Origin of the sequence: Solirubrobacter pauli, assembly GCF_003633755.1 — a bacterium.
GTDB classification, from domain to species: Bacteria; Actinomycetota; Thermoleophilia; order Solirubrobacterales; family Solirubrobacteraceae; genus Solirubrobacter; species Solirubrobacter pauli.
In genome coordinates this window covers 3115999-3140056 of the sequence record NZ_RBIL01000001.1, presented here as the reverse complement: position 1 = coordinate 3140056, position 24058 = coordinate 3115999, and the positions used below count along the sequence as shown (strand labels likewise).

Annotated in this window: 29 protein-coding genes; 13 read left to right on the top strand and 16 right to left on the bottom strand. The window is 73.3% G+C overall.

All coding sequences use genetic code 11. From position 1 onward, the window contains the following. Positions 1-78 precede the first annotated feature (78 nt). Positions 79-2256: a putative bifunctional diguanylate cyclase/phosphodiesterase gene (locus tag C8N24_RS14790; protein ID WP_121250955.1), complete on the top strand. Its 2178-nt coding sequence runs from the start codon at positions 79-81 to the stop codon at positions 2254-2256. Here C8N24_RS14790 and C8N24_RS14785 read toward each other — a convergent pair. Both C8N24_RS14785 and C8N24_RS33965 read right to left on the bottom strand, forming a co-directional pair. Further along, positions 2240-2731, bottom strand: coding sequence for a DUF2269 family protein (locus C8N24_RS14785; protein ID WP_170179100.1), 492 nt, complete (start codon positions 2729-2731; stop codon positions 2240-2242). The two genes, C8N24_RS14790 and C8N24_RS14785, sit on opposite strands and share 17 nt — an antisense overlap. Next, positions 2728-3369, bottom strand: coding sequence for an HAD family hydrolase (locus C8N24_RS33965; RefSeq protein ID WP_170179099.1), 642 nt, complete (start codon positions 3367-3369; stop codon positions 2728-2730). The genes C8N24_RS14785 and C8N24_RS33965 overlap by 4 nt, the downstream gene beginning before the upstream one ends. A 62-nt stretch (positions 3370-3431) precedes the next feature. On the opposite strand from C8N24_RS33965, the gene C8N24_RS33960 reads away from it, so the two are divergent. The 5 genes from C8N24_RS33960 to C8N24_RS14760 all read left to right on the top strand — a co-directional run bounded on the left by C8N24_RS33960 (position 3432) and on the right by C8N24_RS14760 (position 7369). Then, positions 3432-3716: a hypothetical protein gene (locus tag C8N24_RS33960; protein WP_170179098.1), complete on the top strand. Its 285-nt coding sequence runs from the start codon at positions 3432-3434 to the stop codon at positions 3714-3716. Continuing rightward, the gene (locus tag C8N24_RS14775; protein ID WP_170179097.1) at positions 3716-4228 is read left to right on the top strand and encodes a ferric reductase-like transmembrane domain-containing protein; all 513 of its coding nucleotides are present in this window, start codon (positions 3716-3718) and stop codon (positions 4226-4228) included. The genes C8N24_RS33960 and C8N24_RS14775 overlap by 1 nt, the downstream gene beginning before the upstream one ends. Then, positions 4225-5181 carry an FAD:protein FMN transferase gene (locus C8N24_RS14770; RefSeq protein ID WP_121250947.1) on the top strand — a complete coding sequence of 319 codons (957 nt, stop codon included), beginning with the start codon at positions 4225-4227 and terminating at the stop codon, positions 5179-5181. Before C8N24_RS14775 ends, C8N24_RS14770 begins: the two co-directional genes overlap by 4 nt. Positions 5182-5319: 138 nt before the next feature. Further along, positions 5320-6615, top strand: a complete 1296-nt coding sequence (locus tag C8N24_RS14765) for a hypothetical protein (protein WP_121250945.1) — start codon at positions 5320-5322, stop codon at positions 6613-6615. A 10-nt stretch (positions 6616-6625) separates the two neighbouring features. Beyond that, on the top strand, positions 6626-7369 hold the full coding sequence (locus C8N24_RS14760) for an SDR family NAD(P)-dependent oxidoreductase (RefSeq protein ID WP_121250943.1): 744 nt from the start codon (positions 6626-6628) through the stop codon (positions 7367-7369). Here C8N24_RS14760 and C8N24_RS14755 read toward each other — a convergent pair. The 6 genes from C8N24_RS14755 to C8N24_RS14730 form a co-directional block, all read right to left on the bottom strand. Next, positions 7366-7824: a CYTH domain-containing protein gene (locus C8N24_RS14755; protein ID WP_121250941.1), complete on the bottom strand. Its 459-nt coding sequence runs from the start codon at positions 7822-7824 to the stop codon at positions 7366-7368. The two genes, C8N24_RS14760 and C8N24_RS14755, sit on opposite strands and share 4 nt — an antisense overlap. A gap of 173 nt (positions 7825-7997) precedes the next feature. Continuing rightward, complete coding sequence (locus C8N24_RS14750) at positions 7998-9122, bottom strand: GAF domain-containing sensor histidine kinase (protein WP_170179096.1); 1125 nt, start codon at positions 9120-9122, stop codon at positions 7998-8000. A 13-nt stretch (positions 9123-9135) separates the two neighbouring features. Continuing rightward, positions 9136-10401: a bis-aminopropyl spermidine synthase family protein gene (locus C8N24_RS14745; RefSeq protein ID WP_121250937.1), complete on the bottom strand. Its 1266-nt coding sequence runs from the start codon at positions 10399-10401 to the stop codon at positions 9136-9138. Beyond that, the gene (locus C8N24_RS14740; RefSeq protein ID WP_121250935.1) at positions 10398-11534 is read right to left on the bottom strand and encodes a coiled-coil domain-containing protein; all 1137 of its coding nucleotides are present in this window, start codon (positions 11532-11534) and stop codon (positions 10398-10400) included. Before C8N24_RS14740 ends, C8N24_RS14745 begins: the two co-directional genes overlap by 4 nt. 336 nt (positions 11535-11870) lie before the next feature. Then, positions 11871-12641, bottom strand: a complete 771-nt coding sequence (locus C8N24_RS14735; RefSeq protein ID WP_211339972.1) for a class I SAM-dependent methyltransferase — start codon at positions 12639-12641, stop codon at positions 11871-11873. Beyond that, positions 12617-13390 carry an LLM class F420-dependent oxidoreductase gene (locus tag C8N24_RS14730; protein WP_121250933.1) on the bottom strand — a complete coding sequence of 258 codons (774 nt, stop codon included), beginning with the start codon at positions 13388-13390 and terminating at the stop codon, positions 12617-12619. The genes C8N24_RS14735 and C8N24_RS14730 overlap by 25 nt, the downstream gene beginning before the upstream one ends. Before the next feature lie 32 nt (positions 13391-13422). On the opposite strand from C8N24_RS14730, the gene C8N24_RS14725 reads away from it, so the two are divergent. The 5 genes from C8N24_RS14725 to C8N24_RS14705 all read left to right on the top strand — a co-directional run bounded on the left by C8N24_RS14725 (position 13423) and on the right by C8N24_RS14705 (position 16797). Beyond that, complete coding sequence (locus tag C8N24_RS14725) at positions 13423-13935, top strand: hypothetical protein (RefSeq protein WP_147447807.1); 513 nt, start codon at positions 13423-13425, stop codon at positions 13933-13935. A 50-nt stretch (positions 13936-13985) separates the two neighbouring features. Next, the gene (locus tag C8N24_RS14720) at positions 13986-14681 is read left to right on the top strand and encodes an SDR family oxidoreductase (protein ID WP_170179095.1); all 696 of its coding nucleotides are present in this window, start codon (positions 13986-13988) and stop codon (positions 14679-14681) included. Next, a complete protein-coding gene (gene sigJ / locus C8N24_RS14715) occupies positions 14678-15538 on the top strand; it encodes an RNA polymerase sigma factor SigJ (protein ID WP_245971861.1) in 861 nt (286 codons plus the stop codon). Before C8N24_RS14720 ends, sigJ begins: the two co-directional genes overlap by 4 nt. Further along, positions 15535-15933 carry a hypothetical protein gene (locus tag C8N24_RS14710; protein ID WP_121250928.1) on the top strand — a complete coding sequence of 133 codons (399 nt, stop codon included), beginning with the start codon at positions 15535-15537 and terminating at the stop codon, positions 15931-15933. The genes sigJ and C8N24_RS14710 overlap by 4 nt, the downstream gene beginning before the upstream one ends. Before the next feature lie 198 nt (positions 15934-16131). Next, entirely contained in the window at positions 16132-16797 is a 666-nt protein-coding gene (locus C8N24_RS14705; RefSeq protein WP_170179094.1) for a GntR family transcriptional regulator, read from the top strand. Here the strand turns inward: C8N24_RS14705 and C8N24_RS14700 are convergent. The 3 genes from C8N24_RS14700 to C8N24_RS14690 all read right to left on the bottom strand — a co-directional run bounded on the left by C8N24_RS14700 (position 16794) and on the right by C8N24_RS14690 (position 18923). Next, the gene (locus C8N24_RS14700; RefSeq protein ID WP_121250923.1) at positions 16794-17318 is read right to left on the bottom strand and encodes a CAP domain-containing protein; all 525 of its coding nucleotides are present in this window, start codon (positions 17316-17318) and stop codon (positions 16794-16796) included. The genes C8N24_RS14705 and C8N24_RS14700 overlap by 4 nt on opposite strands. 133 nt (positions 17319-17451) lie before the next feature. Then, positions 17452-18063, bottom strand: coding sequence for a response regulator transcription factor (locus tag C8N24_RS14695; protein WP_147447806.1), 612 nt, complete (start codon positions 18061-18063; stop codon positions 17452-17454). Between the two features lie 74 nt (positions 18064-18137). Further along, entirely contained in the window at positions 18138-18923 is a 786-nt protein-coding gene (locus C8N24_RS14690; RefSeq protein WP_121250919.1) for a hypothetical protein, read from the bottom strand. Between the two features lie 75 nt (positions 18924-18998). Here C8N24_RS14690 and C8N24_RS14685 point away from each other — a divergent pair, with 75 nt between their 5' ends. Together C8N24_RS14685 and C8N24_RS14680 are read left to right on the top strand one after the other, a co-directional pair. Beyond that, positions 18999-19562, top strand: a complete 564-nt coding sequence (locus tag C8N24_RS14685) for a hypothetical protein (RefSeq protein ID WP_121250917.1) — start codon at positions 18999-19001, stop codon at positions 19560-19562. 16 nt (positions 19563-19578) lie between these two features. Beyond that, positions 19579-19944 carry a response regulator transcription factor gene (locus C8N24_RS14680; protein WP_121250915.1) on the top strand — a complete coding sequence of 122 codons (366 nt, stop codon included), beginning with the start codon at positions 19579-19581 and terminating at the stop codon, positions 19942-19944. On the opposite strand, the gene C8N24_RS14675 is transcribed toward C8N24_RS14680, so the two are convergent. Genes C8N24_RS14675 through C8N24_RS14655 form a run of 5 tightly spaced genes read right to left on the bottom strand, consistent with a single transcriptional unit; the run spans position 19934 to position 24056 of the window. Beyond that, the gene (locus C8N24_RS14675) at positions 19934-22126 is read right to left on the bottom strand and encodes a PAS domain-containing sensor histidine kinase (RefSeq protein WP_121250913.1); all 2193 of its coding nucleotides are present in this window, start codon (positions 22124-22126) and stop codon (positions 19934-19936) included. The two genes, C8N24_RS14680 and C8N24_RS14675, sit on opposite strands and share 11 nt — an antisense overlap. Continuing rightward, a complete protein-coding gene (locus tag C8N24_RS14670) occupies positions 22123-22509 on the bottom strand; it encodes a response regulator (RefSeq protein WP_211339971.1) in 387 nt (128 codons plus the stop codon). Before C8N24_RS14670 ends, C8N24_RS14675 begins: the two co-directional genes overlap by 4 nt. Before the next feature lie 44 nt (positions 22510-22553). Further along, entirely contained in the window at positions 22554-22940 is a 387-nt protein-coding gene (locus C8N24_RS14665; RefSeq protein WP_147447805.1) for a DUF202 domain-containing protein, read from the bottom strand. Then, positions 22930-23748, bottom strand: a complete 819-nt coding sequence (locus C8N24_RS14660; RefSeq protein WP_121250907.1) for a hypothetical protein — start codon at positions 23746-23748, stop codon at positions 22930-22932. Before C8N24_RS14660 ends, C8N24_RS14665 begins: the two co-directional genes overlap by 11 nt. Further along, positions 23745-24056 (bottom strand): Dabb family protein, encoded by a 312-nt coding sequence (locus tag C8N24_RS14655; protein WP_170179093.1) that lies wholly within the window; start codon positions 24054-24056, stop codon positions 23745-23747. Before C8N24_RS14655 ends, C8N24_RS14660 begins: the two co-directional genes overlap by 4 nt. Positions 24057-24058: the final 2 nt, after the last annotated feature.

The window sequence follows — 24058 nt, the reverse complement described above, 5'->3', positions numbered from 1 at the left end:
GCGGAAACCGCCACGCGGCGCCAAGAATCGAACGTCCGGCTAAAGACCTCGGCCATCTGTCCGAAACTCAAGGACAAGGTGATCCGACCCGCCGTCAAGCTGCCCCAGACCCCGTTCGCGCGGTTCCGGCTGCTCTTCCTCGCGTTCGCGGTCGCCGGCGCGGCCCAGGCGGCGTTGACGGTCCCGACGGGTGACGCCAGCGCGCCCGCGAAGCTCGCGGGCGTCGTCCTGTCGCTGGCGCTCGGCGGCTACTGGATCCTCGGCTACAAGCGGCGTCGCTTCGCGCTCGCGCTCGAGCCGTTCGAGGCCTACGCCGTCTTCCTGATCCTGCACGTGGCGCCGGGCGACCCGTTCCTCCCGTTGCTGGGCATCCTCTTCCGCAGCCTCTACGGCGGCTTCCCGCTGGCCGTGGCCCGGTACGTGCTGTGGATGGCGGCCCTGCTCGGCGCGCACGCCGGCCGCGGCGAGGAGCAGATGGAGGCCGACATGGCGCGCGTCGCCGCCGTCGCCCTCGCGCCGCTGCTCGCCCAGGCCCTGCTGGTCGCGCTCCGCACCTCCGAGACCATCCAGCGCCGGTTGAACTCGATCGTCCAGAACTCCACCGACGTGGTGACGATCGTCGGCGCCGACCAGCGGGTGCGCTGGCAGGCGGAGTCGATCCGCGGCGTGCTCGGCCATGCGCCCGACGCGATCGTCGGCACGCGCGTGCACGACCTCGTCCACCCCGACGACCGGCCCGCGCTCGACGGCTACTTCGCCGACGCCGACGGCAAGCCCGACCTGCGCCGCAACCTGACGCTGCGCCTCGCGCACGGCGCCGGCGGCCACCGCCACTTCGACGTCGTCGCGGCCAACCGCCTGCACGACACCAGCGTCGGCGGCTTCGTGCTCAACATGCGCGACGCCACCGACCGCCGCGAGCTCGAGGACGAGCTGCGCGCGCTCGCCGCCCAGCGCGAGCACGACGCGCTGCACGACCCGCTCACCGGCCTCGCGAACCGCCGCAAGCTGTTCGCCCGCCTCGACGAGTCGACCACCGCCGCGCGCGCCGCCAAGACCAAGCTCGCGCTGCTGCTGATCGACCTCGACCACTTCAAGGAGCTCAACGACACGCTCGGCCACCAGGCCGGCGACCGGCTGCTGCGCGAGATCGGGCCGCGGCTGGAAGCGTGCGCGCCCGGCGCCTCGCTCGTGGCCCGCGTCGGCGGCGACGAGTTCGCCGTGCTGATGCCGCTCGACACGACCGTCGAGGCCGCCGAGGTGATGGCGGGCAAGCTCGGCGCGGCGATCGAGGAGCCGTTCCGCTTCCAGGGCATGACGATGCTCGTGCGCGCCAGCGTCGGCATCGCGATGTTCCCCGAGCACGGCCGCGACGTCGAGTCGCTCATGCAGCGCGCCGACATCGCCATGTACTCGGCCAAGAGCCGCGGCGTCGGCTACGAGGTCTACAGCGCGTCGCGCGACGGCCACTCACGCGCGCGGCTCGCCCTGATCGGCGAGCTGCCGGACGCGATCGAGTCGGGCCAGATCGTCGTGCACTACCAGCCCAAGTTCGACCTGCAGAGCGGGACGGTCCGCGGCGCCGAGGCGCTCGTGCGCTGGGAGCACCCGCAGTTCGGCCTGCTCGGCCCGGGCGCGTTCCTGCCGCTCGCGGAGCAGACCGGCCTGATGCGCCCGCTCACCCTGCGCGTCCTCGACGACGCGCTCGGCCAGTGCGCGCGCTGGCAGGCCGCCGGCCTGAACCTCCCGGTCGCCGTCAACCTCGGTGCGCCGAACCTGCTCGACCTCGGCCTGCCGGTCGACGTGAAGGCGCTGCTGGAGAAGTGGGAGCTCGACCCGTCGATGCTGCTGCTGGAGATCACCGAGACGATCGTCGCCGCCGACCCGGTGCGCGTGATCGAGATCATGAACAAGCTCGGCGAGCTCGGGATCGAGCTCTCGCTGGACGACTTCGGCACGGGCTCCTCCTCGCTCGCCTACCTGCGTGAGCTGCCCGTGCAGGAGCTCAAGATCGACAAGTCCTTCATCCTCGGCATGGACGAGGACCCGGAGGCCGCGACCATCGTGCAGACGATCGTCGACCTCGCGCACAACCTCGGCCTGCGCGCCGTCGGCGAGGGCATCGAGACCGACGAGGCGCACGCGCTGCTCACCGAGAGCGGCTGCGACTACGGCCAGGGCTTCCTGATCGGCCGCCCGATGCCGGCCGCCGAGCTCGCCGCGCTGGCGCTGCAGCCGGTTACGCGCCTGGCTTGAACACCATCACGGCGACGGTCGCCAGCACGAGCAGGCCGGTGAGCGCGCCCATGCTGCCCTCACGCCGCGCTTCCAGCTGATACTCGGGCGAGAGCTCGGTCGCACCGCTCGCCAGCTCGGACTCGACCTGCGCGGCGAGCTTGCGGTCGGTCTTCGTGAAGTAGGCGCCCTGCAGGCCGCCGATGATGATCACGAGCACGAACGCGGTGCTGATCCACGCGTCGCCGAAGCCGATGAAGTCGCTGTCGAGGACCTGCACGATGCCGGTGACGAGGATCAGCGCGAGCGCCGGGCTGGCCAGCTTCGTGATCACCTCGAGGTTCAGCCGGTGCATGAACAGCAGGTGGCGCGGGTCGCCCATCCGGACCGCGAGCGGGAAGGCGATCGAGAGCGCGAACGTCGCGCCGAGGCCGACGATGGCGGCGCTGATGTGGAGGAACAGCGAGACCGTGTACAGGTTGAACGCAGCAATCACGGGCGGGACATTACGCGGATCGTCGGATCGAGCTCGAGCGGGTCGTCGATGATCGCGTCCGCGCCGGCCGTCTCGAGCTCCTCGCGGGTGCCGATGCCCCAGGTGACGCCGATGCAGCGGATGCCGTTCGCGTGCGCGCCTTCGACGTCGAAGCGACGGTCCCCGATCATGATCGCGTCGGTGGTGCGGAGCTGCTCGAGCGCGCGCGTGATCGTCTCGGCCTTGGTCTCGGCGCGTGCGTCCAGCTCGGGCCCGAACACGAAGGCGAAGCGATCGCGCAGGCCGAGGCGCTCGAGGATCGGGTCGGCGAAGCGGTGCGGCTTGGACGTGGCCACCGCCAGCGGGCCGTCGAGCCCGGCGACCGCCTCGGCGATGCCCGGCGCGAGGGTCGTCTCCTCCAGCATCGCGGTGGCGTAGCGCTCCCGATAGGCGTCGATCAGCGCGTCGACGAGCGGGTCGTCGGGCCCGACGCCGAGCAGCCCGGGGAACGCGACCTTGAACGGCGGGCCGATGTACGGGAGCAGCTCCTCCGGGTCGCGGCGGGCGAGCCCGAGCGTGTCGAAGCCGTGGTTGAGGCTGGTGAGGAACGGCGCGCGCGAGTCGATCAGCACGCCGTCGAGGTCAAACAGAACCGCCATTACCCAGCATCTTCTCAGGGTCCTCGCAGCCGGCTCTCGGTCGCGAGCCCGACCCTGGGGGCATGACCACTCGTGCCCAGGAGCTCCTCGCCGCCCGCGCGCGCCGCGTCCGGGCGGCCCATCAGCGCGTGATCGCCGCCGTCCTCGCCTCGTTCGTGCTCGCCTGGGGCGCGGTGGCGTGGGACGGCTCGATGGGCGCCGAGACGACGGCCTCGACCACCCGGACCACCACCTCGGCGTCGCAGGCGACGCCCGAGGACACGTGGTCGGACCAGGGCACGAGCTCGGTGCCGGACACCGGCACCGGCGCGGACGACGGCTCGTCGCTGTCGACGGGGCAGTCGTGATGGGCGAGCACGTCTTCTGGATCACGAGCCGTGCCGCCGGCATCTCCGCGCTGCTGGCGGCCAGCGCCGCCGTCGCGCTGGGCCTGCTCATGGGCGGCCGCATGAGCACGCGCAAGGACCTGCGGGTGCTGCACGAGGCGCTGTCGCTCGGCACGCTGGTGGCGCTCGCCGTGCACGCGCTCGCGCTGCTCGGAGACCGCTACCTCGATCCCTCGCTGGCGGACATCTCGATCCCGTTCCTGATCGACTACCGGCCGTTCTGGACGGGTCTGGGCATCGTCGGCGGGTGGTTGCTGGCGCTTCTGGGCGTCTCGTACTACTTCCGGACGAAGATCGGCGTCGCCCGCTGGCGCAAGCTGCACCGCTGGACCGCGCTGGCCTGGGCGCTCGGGCTCGTGCACGCCGTCGGGGCGGGCACGGACGCGGGCGCCGCCTGGTTCCTGGTCGCCGCGGGGATGGTCGTCCTGCCCGCCGCCGCGCTGCTGACCCGCCGACTCGTTCCCGCGACATGAGGTTCGACTGCTTCGGCTCGCGCTGCGGCGTGTGGGGCGGCGACGAGCCCGGCGCGCGCCGGCGGCTGGAGGCCTGGCATCGGCGCTTCTCGCGCTTCGAGCCCGGCTCCGAGCTCTCGCGCCTGAACCGCGACCCGCGCGAGCTCGTCCCGATCAGCGCGGACATGGCCCGGCTGCTGACCGCGATCCACGTGGCGGCGACCGCGACCGGCGGGCTCGTCGACGGCACGCTGCTGCACGCGATCGAGGCGGCCGGCTACCGCACCGACCTCGGCGCGCCCGTCCCGCTGGACGTGGCGCTCGCGCTCGCCCCGCTCCGCGCGCCGGCCCGCCCGCGGCCGGAGAGAACCGCGTTCGCGGTGCTGCGCGCCGAGAACGCGTGCTTCGTGCGCCGCCCGCCCGAGCTCGCCTTCGACTCCGGCGGGCTGGCGAAGGGGCTCTTCGCCGACCTGCTCGCCGAGGAGGCCGACGGGCCGTTCGCGGTCGACTGCGGGGGCGACCTGCGGTTCCGCGGCCGCCGGCGCACGCTCGAGGTGACCGACCCGTTCGGCGGGCCTGGCCTGCACGTGTTCGAGGTCCACGACGGCGCGGTCGCCACCAGCGGGATCGGCAAGCGGTCCTGGCTCGACGCGGCCGGCCGCCCCGCGCACCACCTGCTCGACCCGGCGACCGGCCGGCCGGCGTTCACGGGCGTCGTGCAGGCGACCGCGCTGGCGCCGACGGCCGTCGAGGCCGAGTGGCGCGCGAAGGCCGCGCTGCTCAGCGCCGACCCGTCGTGGCTCGTGCACGGCGGGCTCGTCGTGTTCGACGACGGCCGCTCGATGATGCAGGAACCGGACCCGGATGAGTCGAAGGTCCACGCGGAACTGGAGGAGCTCATGCCGCAGACCAGTGCGCCCGATAACGGCGTAGCGGCGCCCAGCGGAACCCCATCCGCGCCCAGCAGCTCGTAAGGAACGCACCCGATTCGCGCCGGCGGAGACTCGCCGGCGCGGGGGTGCGCTTTCTTAGAGAGGGACTGTCCCTCTTTCTGTTTCCGGCAAGGCGCCGGCAAGGCCGCGGCAAGCCACGGAGGTCAGCCTGGCGGCCAAATGTTGCGCTTCTCCCTTCTCACCGCCGCTGTCGCGGGGCTGTCCCTCTTCGTCTCCGCGCCCGCGTTCGCCGACTCGATCGCCTACATCCAGGGCGGCAACGTCTTCCTCGCCACGCCCGACGGCGCCCGCACGGTCCAGGTCACGTCGACCGGCATCTACTCGTCGGTGTCGCAGGCCGACGACGGCACGATGATCGCGCTCGCGCCGGGCGAGCGCCTGCACAAGCTCGGCCGCGACGGCAAGGTGCTGGCGGACTTCCTGACGCCGATCAGCGACGGGGCGCCGCAGCCCGGCCCGGTCAACAAGTTCCACGGCCCGTTCAACCCGCAGATCTCACCCGACGGCACGAAGGTCGCCTACGAGTACTTCAACGACTCCTACGACACCGCACCCGGCTGCAACGAGCTGACGGTGCCGCCGTGCGTCGCCTACAAGCTCTCCCACGGCACGCTCGTGTCCAACAGCGACGGCTTCACGCCGTTCGAGACGTACGGCCTGCTCACGGGCTGGATGTGGCCGGTCTGGCTCGACAACGAGACGCTGCTGCGCTCGGACCCCGCCGGCATCCTCAACGACGACGCGGTGCTCACCAAGCTCGGCGGGCCCAACCCGGCGGTCGACCACTGGTTCTACGACAACAACCAGGGCCTCGGCGTGATCGCCATGGACATGGGCCGCGACCTGCAGTACGCGATCGGCATCGCCGGCTTCAGCGACGAGAAGCTGCGCGTCTACCGCACGACGATGAACCCGTTCGGCGCGCCCGACTGGGACCACACGCCGTTCACCAACCATGTGAACGTGCCGACGGCGGAGCCGTGCTGGGGCCTCGTCGGCGCCAAGTTCCTGAGCACGAGCATGGCGCCGAGCGGCCGCGCGTTCGCGTACGGCACCGCCGAGGGCGTCCACGTCACCTCGATCCCGGAGAACTGCGCCGAAGGCGGCCCAGGGACGCTGGTGCTCCCGGGCGCCAAGAGCCCCGACTGGGGCCCGGCGGACGTGCCGGCCCCGACCGCCGCGCAGACGGGTCAGCCCGCGCCGGACACCAAGGCCCCGGCCACGAAGACGCCGGCGCTCAAGCTCAAGCTCGCCCGGAGCAAGGGCGGCCTGCGCGCGACGCTGACGACCGGCGCCGCCGGCAAGGCCACGTTCAAGCTCGGCGCGAAGACGAAGACCGCCACGGTCGGCCGGTCCGGCAAGGTGTCCGTCACCTTCAAGGTCCGCAAGGGCAAGCGCGTCACGGTCAAGGCCACGTTCGCCGGCAAGCGCGTGACCGCGAAGCTGAAGGTGTAACGCTGCACGCATGACTCTTGAAGGCACCGTCGCGCTCGTCACGGGCGCGAGCAGCGGCATCGGTGAGGCGACCGCCCGCGCGCTGGCCGAGCGCGGCGCGCGGGTGGCGGTCGCCGCGCGGCGCAAGGACCGGCTCGACGCGCTCGCGGGCGACATCGGCGGCCTCGCGATCGAGGCCGACGTCACCCAGCGCGACCAGGCGACCGCCGCCGTGGAGACGACCGCCGCCGAGCTCGGCCGCCTGGACATCGTCATCAACAACGCGGGCGTGATGCTCCTCGGCCCGATCGTCGACGCGCCGGTCGAGGAGTGGGACCGGATGATCGACCTCAACGTGAAGGGGTTGATGTACGTCGCCCACGCGGCGCTGCCGCACCTGATCCGGGCGGCCGAGCAGGAGCCGCGCCGGGTCGCCGACCTGATCAACGTCAGCTCCGTCGCCGGCCGCCGCGTCGGCGTGGGCGGCGGCATCTACCAGTCGACCAAGCACGCGGTCGGCGTGTTCAGCGAGGCGCTGCGCCAGGAGGTGACCGAGCGCCACGTGCGCGTCGGCCTGATGGAGCCGGGCGCGGTCGCCACCGAGCTCACGCACCACCTGCGCCCCGAGGTCCGCGACGCGCTCAGCACCGCGGGCAGCGACTACCCGATCCTCCAGAGCGAGGACATCGCGGACGCGATCGCCTACATGGTCACGCGCCCACGGCACATGGGGATCAACGAGCTGCTGGTCCGGCCGACCGAGCAGGTGCGCTAGCTCGGGATGCCCTCCACGGCGAGCACGCGGTTGCCGTAGCGCTTGTCCTCGGTCACGTCGCGGCCGAGCCACGCCGGCGCCACGAACGCGCGCGCCGACGCCTCGTCCGGGAACTCGACCTCGGCGGTCACCAGGCCGTCGAGGTCACCGGCGTAGACGTCGAGCTCCACGGTCAGGTCGCCGAGCGGGACGAAGTAGCGCGTCTTGAGCACCCGGCGGCCCTCGGTGAGCGGCCACAGCGCGTCGAAGTTCGCGATCTCCCACTCCTCCTCGCCGCGCACCAGGCCGGCACCGACCTTGACCGTCATCACGGCCGTCGCGCCGTCCTTGCGCCGCACGCGCACCTCGGCGCCGGCCGGGTCGACCGCCAGGTAGCCCTGCTCGAAGCGCTGCGAGCGGTGCTGCTCCAACCCGGCCGGGGGCGAGTCCAGCACCCACTTGCGTTCGATCTCCATCCGACGAGGCTAGTGCCCCGACTCAGAAGTTCGCGGGCAGCTAGCGGACGTCTCGCCGCGCCTGGCGGCCGCCGGCGATCCCGCACGTACACCCGGTATGCGCCGGATCACCGGCGACCCCCAGCCACGACGATCGGGCCCGCTATCAGCACGCCAACGTCCGACTCGCGACACTAGCCCGCGATGGGGATCTCGATCCGCACGGCGGTGCCGCCGGCGCGGCTCTCGACGAGGAACGTCCCGCCGAGCGCGGCCGCCCGGTCCGCGATGCTCTCGAGGCCGCCGCCGGGCCGCACCGCGGCGCCGCCGATGCCGTCGTCGCGCACCTCGACCACGAGCACCTCGCCGCGGTCGTCCGCGTGCAGCCAGCACTCGTTCGCCCGCGCGTGCACCGCCGCGTTCGCGAGCGCCTCGGCGGCCATCAGGTACGCGGTCGTCTCGATCACGGCCGAGTGGCGCTTGCCGGGCAGCGCGCGCAGGTTGACCGGCAGCTCGGACCGCGCGGCGACCGCCTGCAGCGCCGCGGCGAGCCCCCGCTCGGACAGCACGGCCGGATGCAGCCCGCGCGCGAGCTCGGACAGCTCCGCGCTCGCCTCCATCGCGTCCGCGAGCGCGTCGCGCAGCACCTCGGCCTCCGCGCTCGCGGGGTCGGTGCGGCCGATCCCCACGCGCAGCTTGAGCGCCAACGCCACGACGTGCTGCTGCGCGCCCTCGTGCAGGAGCCGCTCGAGCCGGCGCCGCGTCTCGTCGCCCGCCTCCAGCAGCCGGGTGCGTGAGGCGGCCAGCTCGGCGCGCTGCGCGTCATTGACGATCGCCTGCGCGATCAGCTCCGCGAGGCCGACCAGGCGCTGCTCGTGCCCGGGCGGGAGCGCCTCCTCGTCCGGCGCGGTGCCGACGATCGCGCCCCACGGCTCACCGTCGATCAGGATCGGCGTGGCGATCGAGACGTTCATCCCCATCGACCGCATCACGGCCGGCAGCTCGCCGCGCGAGCGGTCGTAGGAGGACACGCGCGCGGGCGCCTTGGTCGTGCTCGCGCGGCCGAGCGCGCTCTCGGCGCGGTCGAAGTCCAGCTCGGCGTTGACCGGCAGCATCCGTGCGCCACCGACCCGGTAGACCCCGACCACGACCGCGCGGCCGTCGTCGAGGTAGTGCATCACGCCCGTGGCGTCGATCCCCAGCAGGTTGGCGGCCTCGACCGACACCTGCTCGAAGACGTGGTCGAGGCGTGTCTCCCGCGCGACGAGCGTCGCCACGCGAAGGAGGACCGACTGCTCGTCGAAGACCTCGAGACCCATGCGCGGGAGTCTTTCACTCCGCGAGGGCGGCCAACAAGTCCTCGAGCCCATCGCGTGGGAGTTCGATGAGCCGGCGGTCGAGCAGGTCGCTCGTCGCCGCGTGCCCGGCGATCAGCGCGCGGGCCTCGTTCTTGGTCATCGGCGTGGCCGCGATGATGGCCTCGCGCCACGCGTTGCCGAGCTTGGACTTCGAGCGGTCGGCGATCGCGCGCAGGAGCGTGCCGTCGCGCAGCGTGAACGTGTCGCCATCCCGCGTGTACAGCGCCGAGAGGTCCGGAAGGTCGCCGGCACCGCGCAGGACGAGCGTGCGGGCCGGGGCCGCGAGCAGCACGCGCAGCGCGAGCGCGGGCTGCGCGCTCACGTCCAGCTCCAGCGTCTCGCGGCGCGCGCCGCCGAGGTCGGGCAGCGACGGCGCGCTCGACTCCAGCGACGCCGCCCCGCCGCTGTAGATGCGGGCCGAGGCGCGCCCCTGCTTGTCCGCGGCCGCCCATGTGCGCCGGGTCGGTCGCGTGACGTACAGCGAGCTGGCGCTGCCGATCGCCTCGGCGCCCGCGTAGCGGTTGAACTGCGGGTAGAGCGCCTCGATCTCGAGCCGGAGCGCGTGGATCGACTCCTGGACGCCGTACCCGAGCGCGGACTGCGCCTCGCCGTGCCCGTACGCGATCAGCACGCGCGCATGATCGTCCTGGCGCAGCATCTGCAGGCCGCGTGCCGCGAACAGGCCGACGCCTTCCGGCGTGTACGGCGGGTCGGTGAAGGCGAGGTCGCCCGCCTCGCGCAGCGTCGCCGGCGGGCCCTGGCGCAGGTCGGCATACGCCGTCTGCACGTTCAGGCCGTCGGCCTTGGCGATCCTCCGGATCACGGCCAGGACGCGCTCGTCGACGTCGACGACGGTCACGCGCACGCCGGGCGAGAAAGTCGCGACCGCCAGCGAGGTGAGGTCACGGTCGCCGACGCAGATCAGGTGCGCGCCGTCGAGCCAGTACGTCTCGTGCAGGAACCGCGCACGCTTGATCGCGGTCTCGGCCGTGGCGGCGACGTGGTCGAGGTTGCGGTCGGGCGCCGGCAGCTGCGCCTGCCACGCGCGGACGGTCGCAGCGTCGAGCGGACGCCGGGCGTCCTCCGGCGGGTCGTAGTTGGGCTCGCGCAGCGCCTCCTGCACACCGCGGCGGGAGATCCCGCTCGCGGCGACGAGCTCGGCGACGTTCTCGGTGTCACGACGCGCCAGCGCGAGCCGGTCGAGCGCCCGCGCGTGGATGCCCCAGCTCTCGCGGATCACAACCCAGGAGGATGACGGGCGACGAAGCCCGCGGAGCTGCGCATCTCCGACGTCCAGCGCGTGCCGCCGCCCGAGAGGGCGCTCGTGTCGTAGCGCCGGCCGTCCACGACCATGTAGGCGTGGCCGGCGTTGGCGTAGATCGTCACGCGCTTGCCCGGGCCGGGCTCGCCCCAGCTCATGAAGCCGGTCGAGTCGAGCGAGCCGTTGAGCAGGCCCGCCGCGGCGAGCGCGTAGGAGATCGAGCCCGAGCAGTCGTAGCCGCCCGAGGACCCGCCGTGGCCGCCGCCCCAGACGTAGGGCGTCGTGGCGATCTCGTTGGCGGCCGCGACGATCCGGCCGACGACGTCGCCGCCGACCTTCGGGCTGGACGTGCTTCCGCCGCCACCGCCACCCCCGCTCGACGGCGCCTGGCGCGTGGCGGTGAGCGCCGCCCGGGCCCGTCGCGCGGCCGCGCGCTGGCGCCGCTGGATGGCGGCGATCCGGCCGTTCACGGACGCGAGCTGCGCGGCGCTGCCATTGCGGCGGCGCAGCTGCGCGGCCTCCCGGTTGAGCAGCGCCGTGCGGATGGCGTCGGCCTGGTCGCGGTCGTTCTCGGCGGTCTTGGCCAGCTCGGCGTAGGTGGTGCGCAGCTTCTTGAGCTCGACCGTCATGCCCTGGACCTTCTCGCGCGCGTCACGCGTGTCGCCGAGCACCGACGCGTTGCGGCGGGCGATCCGGCGCACGTACTCGAAGCGCGACACCAGGTCGGCGAACCCGTCGGCGTTGAGCACGACGCCGACGAACGTCGGCTCACCGTCCATGTAGCTCTGGCGCAGGTTCTCGGCGAGCTGCTTCTCGGCCGTGGTCTGCTTGCGCTCGAGCCGCGTGAGCCGCACCCGGGTGCGCACGAGCTCGTCCTGCGTGTCGTCGAGCTGCTCGCGCCGCCGGCTGAGCTTCGCGTTGAGCTTGGAGAGGCGCGCGTTGGCGTCGGCGAGGCCTTCCCGCGTGTCCGCGATCTTCGCCTCCTCGGTGGCGACGGCGGCTCGCAGCCGCGCGGCACGGTCGCTGAGCGACTCCTGGGCGTGGGCGGGTGCGCTCGATCCGAGCACGGCGGCGAGCGCCGCGAGCGGCAGGAGACGACGAAGGTGGTGCATGACCGGCGCACGACACTAGCCCGCGCAAGTCCTGCTTCCTGCAAGCCCTTTTGCAGGGGTGCGGCTGACCCCCTCCTGGCAGGCGGGAACCGCACCTCCAGACGCTGGTCACCCGCCTGGGAGCAACGGCCTCATGAAGCGAAGATGGTCAACGTCATGAACCCCTCGCTGATCAATCTGAACCTCGCCCAGGCGCAGCAGGACGACCTCAAGCGCCGTCGCGCCGGCCGGTGATCGCCATGACCCTCGTCGTGAGCACGCCGCGCCGCCCCACCTCCCACGCGTTCGCCGTCCCGGTCGTGCGCGAGGTGCCGCGTCCCGCCGCGGCCACGCTCCTCAACTGCTGGTGACCAACCGCAAGGACCCGACGTACTCGGGTCGCTTGCGGAGGTCGCCGTAGCGCTCGTCCCACCCCCCGTCCTCCAGGTCCTCGCGGAGCCTCGCCAGGCCGGACGTCACGTCCGCGCCCGTGTGCGCCCACGCCGACTGGGCCGCGCGCACGTCGGCGTCCAGGAACGCCTCGGGGCGCGCGTAGTACGCCTCGATGAAGCCGTCCACGCAGTCGCGCGGGATCGGCGGCGCGGCCACTTCCGCCTCGCCGCCCAGCGCCGCCGCGATGCGAGCGATGGCCGGCATCCGCGGGCGTTCGGCTTCCAGCAGCTCCGGCACGTAGTCCGCGAGCCAGAAGCCGAGCAGCGCGTCCGGGTCGAACGTCAGCACCACGACGGGGCCGCGCGCGACGCGCCGCAGCTCCCCCAGCCCCCGTTCCAGGTCCGGCCACTGATGCACGGTGATCATCGCCATCGCCGCGTCGAAGGTGCCGGTGTCGAACGGGAGCGCCTCGGCCACCGCGTCCACCGCCGGCCGGTCCGGCGGCCGCTGCGCGCGCATCGCCGCCGACGGCTCGACCGCCACCACGTACCGGTCCTCCGGCTCGTAGGAGCCCGAGCCGGCGCCGACGTTGAGCACCGTGCGCGCGTCGCCGAGCGCGCCGTGGACCACCGCCGCGAGCCGCGGGTCGGTCCGCCGCAGGCGGGCGTAGCCGTCGCCCGCGGCCTCGTAGTCGAAGTCCCCGGCGGGGGTCAGCCGTTGTGGGCGTCGCGCCACTTGACCAGCTCGCGCAGCGGGCTCAGGTCGTAGCCCTCGCCGTCCCCGCCGATGCCGATGATGAAGTGCTGGACGCCCTCCGCGGCGAGCGCGTCGGCGTGCTCGAGGTCGTTCACGCCCCACGTGCGCTCGATCTCGCCCGGGTCGCGGCCCTCGGCCTCGCAGTGCTCGAGGAGGATGCCGTTCTTGCGCTTGTAGTCCTCGGCGTCACCGAACGAGTGCCACATGTCCGCGTACTGAGCGACGAGCTTGAGCGTGACCTTCGGGCCGCTGCCGCCGATCAGGATCGGGAGCGTGCCCAGCGGCTGGGGGTTGAGCTTGCCGATCCGGTCCTTGATCCGCGGCATCGCCTGGCGCAGGTCCCGCAGGCGGTCCTTGGCCTCGCCGAACTCGTAGCCGTACTCGTCGTAGTCGCGCTGGAACCAGCCGGCGCCGATGCCGAGGATCGCGCGCCCGCCCGACACGTGGTCGATCGTCCGGTGCGCGTCGGCCAGCAGCTCGGGGTTGCGGTACGAGTTGCAGATCACGAGCGCGCCGACCTGCGCGTGCTCGGTGGACGCGGCCAAGGCCGTCAGCGTCGTGATGCCCTCGAAGTGCGCGCCGTCCGCGTCGCCGTAGAGCGGGAAGAAGTGGTCCCACGTGAAGATCGAGTCGACGCCGAGCGCGTCGGCCTCCTGCCACGCCCGACGCATGGCGTCGAAGCTGGCGTGCTGCGGCTGGACCTGGACACCGACACGGAACTGGCTCATGGTCACGAGGCTATCCGGCAACAATGCCCGTCATGAGGAGGGGACTCGTTCTGGTCACGGCGATGGCGGTCGCGCTGCTGACGGGGTGCGGTGACAAGACGCCGATGACCGACGCGGAGGTCGGCACGGTCACGCGCTGGGCGGCCGCGTACAAGCCGGTCGCCGCGGACATGGTCGCCGCAGCCGAGGCGCTCGACAAGGATCAGCTCGCAGCGGCGCAGACCGCGCTCGACCGGGTGCCGCCCAAGCTCGCGGCCGCCGAGCGGGAGGTCCGCGCGCTGCAGACGGCGGACCTGCGCGCGACGCTCGCCGACTACATGCGGATCACGCGCCGGACGATCACGGCCTTCGACGCCTTCGTCGCCCAGCTGCGCACCAAGCCCGACGACCGCACCGCGGTCCTGCGCAAGCAGACCGAGCTCCGTGACGCCAACGACGAGCTCTTCTCCGCCGACTCGAAGATCCGCGACCGCGTGTTCGACCACGCGAACGCCGACCAGGAGAAGGCGCTGGATCCGGCGATCCCGCTCCCGATCGGCGATTGACGTCACACTCGCGGGGGCCGGCTCGTCCACTGCACATGAAGATCGCGATCGTGGGTGGAACCGGAACGGTGGGCGCCGAGGCGGCGCGTGAGCTGGGCGTGCGCGGGCACGAGGTGCGGGTGCTGTCGCGGCACGCGCCGGAGTTCCCCGTGGACCTGACGACGGGCGAAGGGCTCGCCCGGGCGCTGGCCGGCGTGGACGTCGTCATCGACGCCGCCAACGGCAGCCGGAAGGTCCTCGTCGAGGGGACGGAGCAGCTGCTGCGCGCCGAGGCCGAGGCAGGCGTCAAGCACCACGTGGGCGTGTCGATCGTCGGCATCGACCGCGTCGGCGGGCCGTACTACAAGCTCAAGCTCGCCCAGGAGGCGGCGATCCGGGCCGGTGGCGTGCCCTGGACGATCGTGCGCGCGACGCAGTTCCACACGCTGGTGGCGCAGGCGTTCGCCAAGACGGCGAAGCTCGGCGTCCTGCCGTCGGTATCCGCGCCGCTGCAGCCCGTCGACCCGCGTGAGGTCGGCCGCGCGCTGGCCGAGACCGCCGAGGCGGCCCCGTCGCTGAGCATCACGCAGTTCGCCGGGCCCGAGGTGGTGTCGGCCCGGGAGCTCGCCCGCCGCTGGCGCGCCGCGACCGGCTCGCACGCGGTGCCGGTGCGGCTGCCGGCCACGCGCGCCCTCCGGGACGGTGGGCTGACGAACCCGGGCGCGTGGAAGGGCCAGGTGACGTTCGACGCCTGGCTGGCGCAGTGACCGCCACGCTCGCCGAGCGGTTCGAGGCGCTGCGACCGCGGCTGCTGCGGATCGCCTACGGGCAGCTCGGCAGCCTCGCGGAGGCGGAGGACGTCCTGCAGGACGCGTGGCTGCGGCTCCAGCGCACCGACAGCGGCGCGATCCGTGACCTCGAGGGCTGGCTCATCACCACCGTGTCGCGGCTCGCCCTGGACACGCTGAAGTCCGCGCGCGTGCGGCGCGAGGCGTACGTCGGGCCGTGGCTGCCCGAGCCGCTGGTGTCCGAGCCGAGCCCCGAGGAGGCGGCCGTGCGCGCCGATGACGTGTCGCTGGCCCTGCTCGTCGTGCTCGAGTCGCTGTCGGCGGCCGAGCGGACGGCGTTCGTCCTGCACGACGTGTTCGGGTACTCGTTCGACGAGGTCGCGGCCACGCTGGGCACGAGCCCCGCGGCCGCCCGTCAGCAGGCCTCGCGCGCCCGCAAGGCGGTCGAGGCGCGGCGGCCGCGCTTCCCCGCCACCCCGCAGCAGCAGCGCGAGATCATCGGCGCGTTCGCCGCCGCCGCGCTCGAGGGCGACATGGACGCGCTGCTGGGCGTGCTGCACCCGGACGTCGTCTTCACGGCGGACGGCGGCGGCGTCGTCACCGCCTCGCGCAAGCCGCTGCACGGTGCCGAGCGCGTGGCCAAGACCGTCAAGGCGCTGGCCAAGAGCGGCGGCGCGGGCGTGACCTTCGACCTCGTCGACGTCAACGGCATGCCCGGGCTCGCCGGCGCCGGGCGCGACGGCGTCCTGTCCGTCATCAGCTTCACGGTCGACGACGGGCGGATCACCGCGATCGACATCCAGCGCAACCCCGAGAAGCTGGGACGGCAGGCATGAGGCTCGTCCTGCGCGTGTCCCTCGCGCTCGTCGCGCTGTCGGCGCTGTTGCCCGGGCTGGAAGGCACGCTGGGCCCAGGCTCGTTCTACGCGCAGTTCCCGCTCGGCCGCGGCTGGGTGGAGCTGCTGCCGCCGTACAACGAGCACCTGGTCCGCGACGTCGGCGGCTTCTACCTCGCGTTCGCGATCCTGTTCGCCTGGGCGGCGGTCACGCTCGCGAGCGCGCTGATCGTGCCCCTGTGCGTGGCGTGGTCGGTCGCGGCGGTGGCGCACGCGATCTTCCACATCACGCACCTGGACGGCTTCAGCACGGGTGACGCGGTCGCGCAGACCACTGGCCTGCTGGCCGTCGTCGCGCTACCCGTGCTCGCGGTCGTGGCTACGCGTCGCTGCTGATGACGAGCGACCCGATCAGGAGGGCGCTGACGCAGACGAGGAAGACAACACCGGTCATGGTGGCGTCCTTTCTGTTGTGGAGAGCGTGCGCCCGCGGCCTATAGGGGAGTGGCCACGGACGCACAGGGAGTTGGGGAGGAGAGACTTGGAGCCAACTTGCATCCAAGATGTCTCCTACCATAGCTGGTCGATTCAGCCGTGCCTGTCGTCCCTTCGTCCAGTCCGGATCGACCGAGCGTCCAAAGCGCCGCTCAGCGCGCGTACGCGCACGTCAAGGAACGGCTGCTCGACGGGCGCTTCCCGGGCGGCACCCTCCTGAGCGAGAACGCGCTCGCGCGCGAGCTCGGAATCAGCCGCACACCGCTGCGCCAGGCGTTCGGCCAGCTCGAGGCGGAAGGGCTCGTGGAGCTCTACCCACGCCGTGGCGCGCTCGTCGTCCCGATCAGCGCGTCCGAGGCCGACGACGTGCACGAGGCGCGTGAGCTGATCGAGTGCCACTGCGCGCGCCGCGCCGCCGAGGCCGGCACGGACCTGACCGCGCAGCTCGAAGAGGCGATCGAGGCGCAGGAGCGCGCGCTGAGCTCCGCCGGCGCCGGCTTCGCGCGCGCCGACCGCGCCTTCCACCGCGCGATCGTCGCCGCCGCCGGCAACGCGCTGCTCGCCCGCTCCTACGACGCGCGCGCCGACCGCCACCAACGGATCGCCGCCACCACGGTCGCGCGCGACCCGTCCCGGATCGAGCGCTTCATCGCCGAGCACCGTGAGATCACGGCCGCGCTCGCGGCCGGCGAGGCCGAGCGGGCCTCCGAGCTGCTGCGCCAGCACCTGAGCGGCGCCCGTGCGCTCGCCCGCCGCCGCGCCTAGCAGCGGCGGCCGAAGTGCTGCACCCACACCTCGACGCGGCCCGCGCCGTTGAGGGTGACGACGCGCCGGGCGACGCCCGTGTCGCGGTAGCGGGCGTCGAGCAGCGTCTCGCGGTGCGGCGGCGACTCCAGCCAGCTCTGCAGCACCTCGCGGGGCGTCGCGCCGCGGGTCGTCCAGGCGAGGTTCTCGCCGACGGAGAAGCAGCGGCCGGCGTACCCGGACTTGCGCATCGGCGCCGTCATCGACTGCCCGCACGGCGTGTGGCTGAAGGTGCCGCAGCGGCCGAGCGTGGCGGCCTTGATGGCGGCGGAGCGCCCGAGCGAGGCGGCCGACCGCAGCGCGGGGCGGCCGGCGGCGGCCCTGGTCTCGGCGACGAGGCAGCGCATCGCCGCGGCACGAGCCGAGGCGGATCCACCGTGTGCGTCCGCCCCGGAGCAGGCGGCGAACGACGGCGTGGCGAAGAGCATCAGGAGGACGGCGGACAGCGCGAAGCCGGCCACCGCGGGGCGGGCGGTGGTCATCAGGCGGCGCAGTCTTGTGGCGCGTCCGCGACCTGCCCAGCGACGGGTCCCCCGAAGCGGGGAGCCTGCCCTGAGCGTTGTCAGATCACCGCGCGCAAGGCCGCTCAGCAATCAGCGCGCGAGGCGCTTCGGGCTACTCGCCGTAGTCGAACAGCGAGTTGATCAGGCCGATCGCGACGGCCTGCGCGGAGGTGCGGGCGCCGAGCTTGCGACGCACCTCGCTGAGGTGCGACTTGACGGTCTCCTCGCCGATGTTCATCCGCTCCGCGATCTGCTTGCGCTCGAGCCCGGCGGCCAGCAGCCGCAGCGCCGTCAGCTGCTTCGGCGAGAGCTCCTCGAAGTCCCGCCCGTCGGCCTGCGCGGCGAACACCGGCGACGTGTAGGTCCGCCCGCGCGACGCGAGCAGCACGGCGCGCAGCAGGTCCCCCGCCGAGTCGCCCTTGGAGACGATGCCCTGGGCCCCCGACGCGAACGCCCGCTCGGCGATGCCGATGTCGTCCATGCCGGTGTAGAAGACGACCTCGACCTCGGGCAGCTCGGCACGCAGCCGGCGGCAGAGCTCGAAGCCGTCGGCGTTGCTGCCGTCGAGCGACACGTCGACGACCGCGACCCGCGGTTGCTGGGTGCGGCACGCCTCGATCGCCTCGTCCGCATCATGCGCGACGGCGACGACGTCCACCTCGGGTCGATTGTGAAAGAGGGTGCGTAGGCCGAGCAGGACCATCCGATGGTCGTCGACGAGCACCACGGGAACAGACAGCGCTGACAACTGGGCCTCCGGCGGTCAATCCTAGTGAAGTGAACGGGGCTTCCCGATGGTCAGAATGCCGGTGCGGCAGCGGGAAGGACGAGCTCCGTGTCAGCAAAGCCACCGGCCGCGACGACGAGTTGGGCCGCATGGGTCAGCGTTCCGTCCGCCGCCACCCGCCAGCCGTGCTCGTCGGCGGTGACGGTGAACGCCGCGAGGCGCTCATCGGCGGCGAGCCGCCGGGCGCACGCCGCCCAGCCGGGGCCGGGCAGGAACGTGAACGGCTCCTCCTCCGCGTGGACCGTGACGGTCGCCTCGCGCCCCGCGCCCTCGAGCTCCGCCCGCAGCGTCGCCGCGATCGGCTCCGGGTCCCGGGGCGCCGCCGGGGCGAGCACGCCCATCACTTCGCGCGCCGCGGTCAGGCGCCGCTGGGCCTCGGCCGCGGTGGCCGCGACCTGCGCGCCGATCTCGGCCTGCTCGGCGGCGCCGAACGCGCCGAGCAGCGCGCCGTCGACCACCGCCTGCAGCGTCGTCACGTCGGTTCGCAGGCGGTGCGTGAGTCGCTCCAGCAGCTCCCCCTGTGACGCGCTCAGCTCGGCGAGCCGCCGTTCGTGCGCGAGCGCGGTGCGGCGCTGGACCTCGCGTTCGAGCAGCACCCGGGCCTCCTCGGGGTCGTCCGGTGCCCGGACCGCGAGCAGCCAGCCGGCGGCGATTCCGCAGCGGGCCTCGAGGCTCCACGGCGCGGCCGGCGGCGCGGGCTCGACGTGCCGCTCCAGGACGCGCGCGCCGCCGCCCACGCGGACCGCGCAGCGCCCGAAGGCGTCGTACCGCAGCTCGAACGCGTCCAGCTCGCTCACCTGTCAAAGCAAAGCACCCCCGTGCGGGGGACCCGAGCGTGCCTGGTCGCCTCAGAAAGGCGATCCTTCTGGAGGATGGTTTGGCAGCTCGTCACCTTTGGGAACCTGCTGACCGCGCTCACCTACGCCGTGATCGCGACGCTGATGGCCGTCCGCTTGCACCGCACCGAGCAGCTCTCGTTCCACGCCAACCCGCTCGGGCTGGCGATGACCCTCGTGATGGCGACCGTGGCGATCCGTGGCGCCTGGGGCGGCCTGCAGATGCTGCTGCCGAGCATCGGCGTCGAGAACGAGGCGGGCCTCGCGCTGCGCGAGGCGCTCACGTTCGCGTCGGTGCCGCTGCCGTTCGTCGCGGCCGCCGTCGGGCTGCTCTACCTGGGGCTGCGCCGCCGTGCGGACGCGGAGACCGGCCCGGCGTCGCTGTACCCGGACCGCGCGCTTCAGCGCCAGCGGGCCCTGGAGATCAACGACAACATCGTCCAAGGGCTGCTCGCCGCCCGCGAGCTGGACGGGCTCGGCCGCGACGACGAGGCGCGCGTCGTCCTCGACGGCACGCTGCAGCAGGCCCAGCGGATGATGAGCGAGCTGGTTCCCGGTGAGGTCCAGCCTGGCTCACTGCGTCGAACGACGCCCGCCTGAGGGATACTGGCTCGCTGTGGCACGGGTGCTCCTCGCCGACGATCACGACCTGATGCGCAAGCTCCTGCGCACGGTGCTGTCGACCCGTCCCGGCCTCGAGGTCGTGGGCGAGGCCGCCGACGGCCCGGAAGCCGTCGAGCTCGCGCGCACGCTCGAGCCCGACCTCGTCGTGCTCGACCTGGCGATGCCCGGGATGGACGGGCTGCAGGTCGCGGGCGCGGTGCGCGCCGCGCGTCCGGATTGCGCGATCCTCGTGCTCTCGGCGTTCGACGCCGAGCACGCCGCGGCCGCCGCGCTGGCCGCCGGGGCCGACCGCTACGTGGAGAAGGCCGCCGGCCTGCACGTGGCGGCCCAGGCCGCCGCCGACCTGGTCAAGGCTTGAGCGGCAGCCACACGGTGAACTCGGAGCCCTGACCGGGCCCGGCCGAGCTGGCGGTGATCGTGCCGCCGTGCCGTTCGATGATCCGCTGCGCGGTCGCGAGCCCGAGGCCGGTGCCGGGCACGTCCGGCTGGGCCCGCTCGAACAGGTCGAACACGCGCGCGCGGTCGGCGTCGCTGAGGCCGATGCCGTCGTCGACCACGCGCAGCTCGAGCGCGTCGTCGCCCACCATGCCGGAGACGGTGATCCGCGGCGGCTCGCCCTCCCGGGCGTACTTGATCGCGTTGGCGATCAGGTTCTGCAGCACGAGGGCGAGCTCGGCGCGTGGCACGAGCGCGTCCGGCAGCGGCCGGTGCACGTCGATCCGGGCACCCGCGTTGTGGGCCGCGGCGCGCAACGCGTCGAGCGCGTCCTGGACGGCCGCCTCGACCGGCACGCGCTCCTCCGGCGCCTCGCCGAGCGCGACGCGCGCGACCTGCAGGAGCCCGCGGATCTGGCCGCTCAACCGGCTGGCGGCCGTGTCGATGTGCGTCAGCAGCTCACGCTCGTCCTCGTCGAGCCGCTCGGCGGCGGCGTCGATCACGGCCCCGGCGCTCAGCTTGATCGACTGCAGCGGCTCCTGCAGGTCGTGGCTCGCCGCGTAGGCGAAGCGCTCGAGATCGGCGTTCGAGCGCTCGAGCTGCGCGGCCCGCGCCTCCAGCTCGGCCTCCGCCGCGACCAGGTCGGTGATGTCGCGGACCATCGACAGCGTGCCGGACCAGGCGCCGTCGAGCATCCGCACGGGCGCCGCCGACACGCGCACGGGGAAGACCGAGCCGTCGGCGCGCACGCGCGTGCAGCGCTTGGTCAGCGTGCGGCCGCTGCGGACCTCCGCGAAGTCCGCCCAGAACCGCTCGCGCTCCCAGGCCGGGACGATCAGCTCGGCGCCGTCACGACCGATCGCCTCCTCGGCGGACAGACCGAACATCACCTCGGCGCCGGGGTTCCAGGTCGCGATCCGGCCGTCGCGATCCTGGGCGATGATCGCGTCGGGCGCGGACTGCACGAGCGCCGCGAGGCGCGCGCGGTCGGACTCGGCCTGCCGGATCTCGGTGACGTCCGCGGCCAGGATGCCGATCCCGTCGACGACCCCGGCGGCGTCGCGCAGCGGGAACTTGGTGGTGACGAAGTGGCGCATCCCGATCGGGACCTGGACGTCCTCCTGGTAGGTGATGGGCTCGCCGCGCTCCATCACCTCCTCGTCGCGGTCGCTGAAGCGCGCCGCGAGCTCGGAGCCGAAGAGCTCCTCGTCCGTGCTGCCGACGACGGCGTGCTGGTCGAGCCCCAGCGACTCCGCCCCGATCCGGTTGAACATCCGGTAGCGGCCGTGCTGGTCCTTGACGGCGACCACCATCGGCGCGTGCTCGATCACGAGGTCGAGGAGCCGCTGCGTGCTGCGGCGCTCCGAGATGTCGAGCGTGGTGACCACGAAGCCCTGAACCGCCCCCGCCGGACTGCGCATCGGGCCCGCGCTGATCATGACGTCGACGTGCGAGCCGTCCTTGCGCCGCGCGACCGTCATGCGGCGCACCGACTCGCCCGCCCGGACGCGCGCCTTGAAGGCCTCCAGGAACTGCTGCCGGTGCTCGGCGACCAGGACGCTGACCGGCTCGCCGATGATCTCGTCCGCGCGGTAGCCGTAGATCCGCTCCGCAGCGGGGCTGAAGAAGTGGATCACGCCGGCGTCGTCGAGGCAGATGATGCCCTCCGACGCCGACTCCAGCACGGCGCGCAGCGTCTGCGACTCGGCCTCCGCGGCCACCCGCGCGGTCACGTCCCGGACGAGCGCCGCCAGGCCCAGGACGGAGCCGTCGGGGTCGCGCACCAGGAAGGCGTTCAGCTCGCCGTCGAACTCGGTCGCGTCGGCGCGACGCATCCGCAGCTGCAGGTCCCGCGGGAGCGTCTCGCCCTCGTAGAGGCGGCGCGCGAGGTCACGGCCGCGCTCCTGCTCGTGCTCGGCGAGGAACGTGCGGATCGTGCTCTGGCCGCACACGTCCTCGCAGCGCACGCCGTAGAGCGCCTCGGCCGCCGCGTTCATGTACGTGATCCCGGCGTTCTCGTCGGTGGTCACGACGGCGTCGGACACGCTCGCGATCACGGCGGCGAGCAACTCGGTCTCGGATGCGGCGGTACGACGGTCGGTCACGAGCGTGGCCCACCATACGCATCCTCGCCGGTCAGGCGTTCCAGTGCCGCGAGCACCTCGGGCATCTGCGACTTGAGGGTGACGGCGTCGACGAGGGGACGGACGGCCTCCACCTCCGCGGTGTCGTCGGCGGCCGAGTGCAGGATCAGCGGCGTGTCCGGAGCCGCGGCGCGAAACGCCCGGACCAGCTCGACGCCGCTGAGGTCGGGCAGGTGCAGGTCCAGCAGGACGACGTCGAAGCGACCCTGCGCGAGCGCCCGCAGGCCGTCGGCCGCCGTCCCGGCGTCGGCGGCCACGGTGAACCGGCCTTGCCGGCGGAAGTACAGCCGCAGGGCCAACGCCACCGTTGGGTGGTCGTCGACGACCAGCACAGCACGGGACATCCTGCGCATCTTCCCTACCTGGCGAGCGGCTGTGCGCCTAGCTCCTAGATCTGGGCGATCACGAGGACGACCGTGAGCACGGCGAGCAGGATGCCGCCGCCGCTGAAGATCGCCACGGTCCGGAACGTCAGCGGGCTGTGCTTGCCCGTGCGCAACGCCCGCTCCAGGTCGCGCTGACGCTGCGCGCCGACGACGAGCAGCCCGATCGCGAGCACCGCATAGGCGCAGCCGAGCAGCACGTACGGCCAGGGGGCGACGTCGAGCACCTCGGGCGCGAGCCGGCCGACGCCGAGCGCGCCGGCGGTCGCCGCGAGCGCGGACCGCCACCACGCGAGCCACGTGCGCTCAGCGGCCATCGACGTGCGGCGCGCCTGGTCGAGCTCCTGCGGTGGTGGCTCCTCGGCCATCGGCGCAAGCTTGTCAGAGCGCACACCGGGCGACCGTCGCGCACACGAGGTAGTCCGTGCCGGCGGCGAATGGCCAGCGCCAGAACGCCCGGTCGATCACCTCCGCACGCGCCACCGTCAGGGCGAGGCGGCCGTCGGCGCCGCGGGCGGGACGCCCGCGCTCCACCAGCGCCAGCGCCTCGTCGGGATTGGTCAGCGCGAGGACATCGTCGAGCGCGAACGGCTGGTCGTGGCCCGCCCACCAGCCGAGCACGTCCTCGACCAGGACGAGCAGCCCACCGGGCGCGGACGCCGCGAACCCGCCGACGACGGCGTTGGTGAGGGACTGTCCATGGGTGCGCAACGCGGCGTTGACGACGCGCGGGCTCAGCGGCGAGTCCGACAGCGCCGGGTACAGCAGCTGGCTGAGGAGCTGATCGGCGATCACGACGTCGTAGGGCGGGCGCCCGACCGCCCGCACCGTCGGGGCCGCGCCGCGCGGGCGGCCGCCGATGATGTGCCGCAGCAGCGCGTCGGCCGCGCCGTGCGTGACGTCCTGCGCGATCGCCTCGGCCCGGACGCCGCTCACGCGCAGCCGCCGGCGCGTGCGTCGCAGTGCCCGCTCGTCGAGGTCGATCAGGTCCAGCCGGCCGGCGCGCCGGCCGAGCCGCCGCAGTGGCAGGTCGTGCCCGTTGCCGGCACCGACCACGGCGACGGCCGCGCCCGGCGCGACGTGGCGCTCGAGGAGCGCCCAGGCCGCGGCCCGCGCGCCGCGCCAGCGCCACAGCCGGCCGAGGCCGCCGGCGGCGTTGCGGCGCGCGTTGGCGTCCAGCGCGCGCCGCGGCGGGTTCACAGCGCCTCGGAGTCGATCTCCATGAAGTCGGCGACCTCGGGGACCCAGCGGCCCTCGACGAACGCCACGTGGTCGGCGTGCGCGCTGTACGCGTCGTACGCCGCGCGGTCGGCGAACTCCATCGTCAGCGCGAAGCGGTACGGGTTCTTCGGGCTGACCTCGCGCATCAGCTCGAAGGCCTCCACGCCGGGGATCGACGCAAGCTCGGCGTTCGCGCGCAGGAAGTCGGCTTCCTCCGGCGAGCCCTCCGCGTGCTTGAGGGTGAACACGACGCCGTGTCGGATGCGGCCTTCAGTCAGGGTTGGCATAG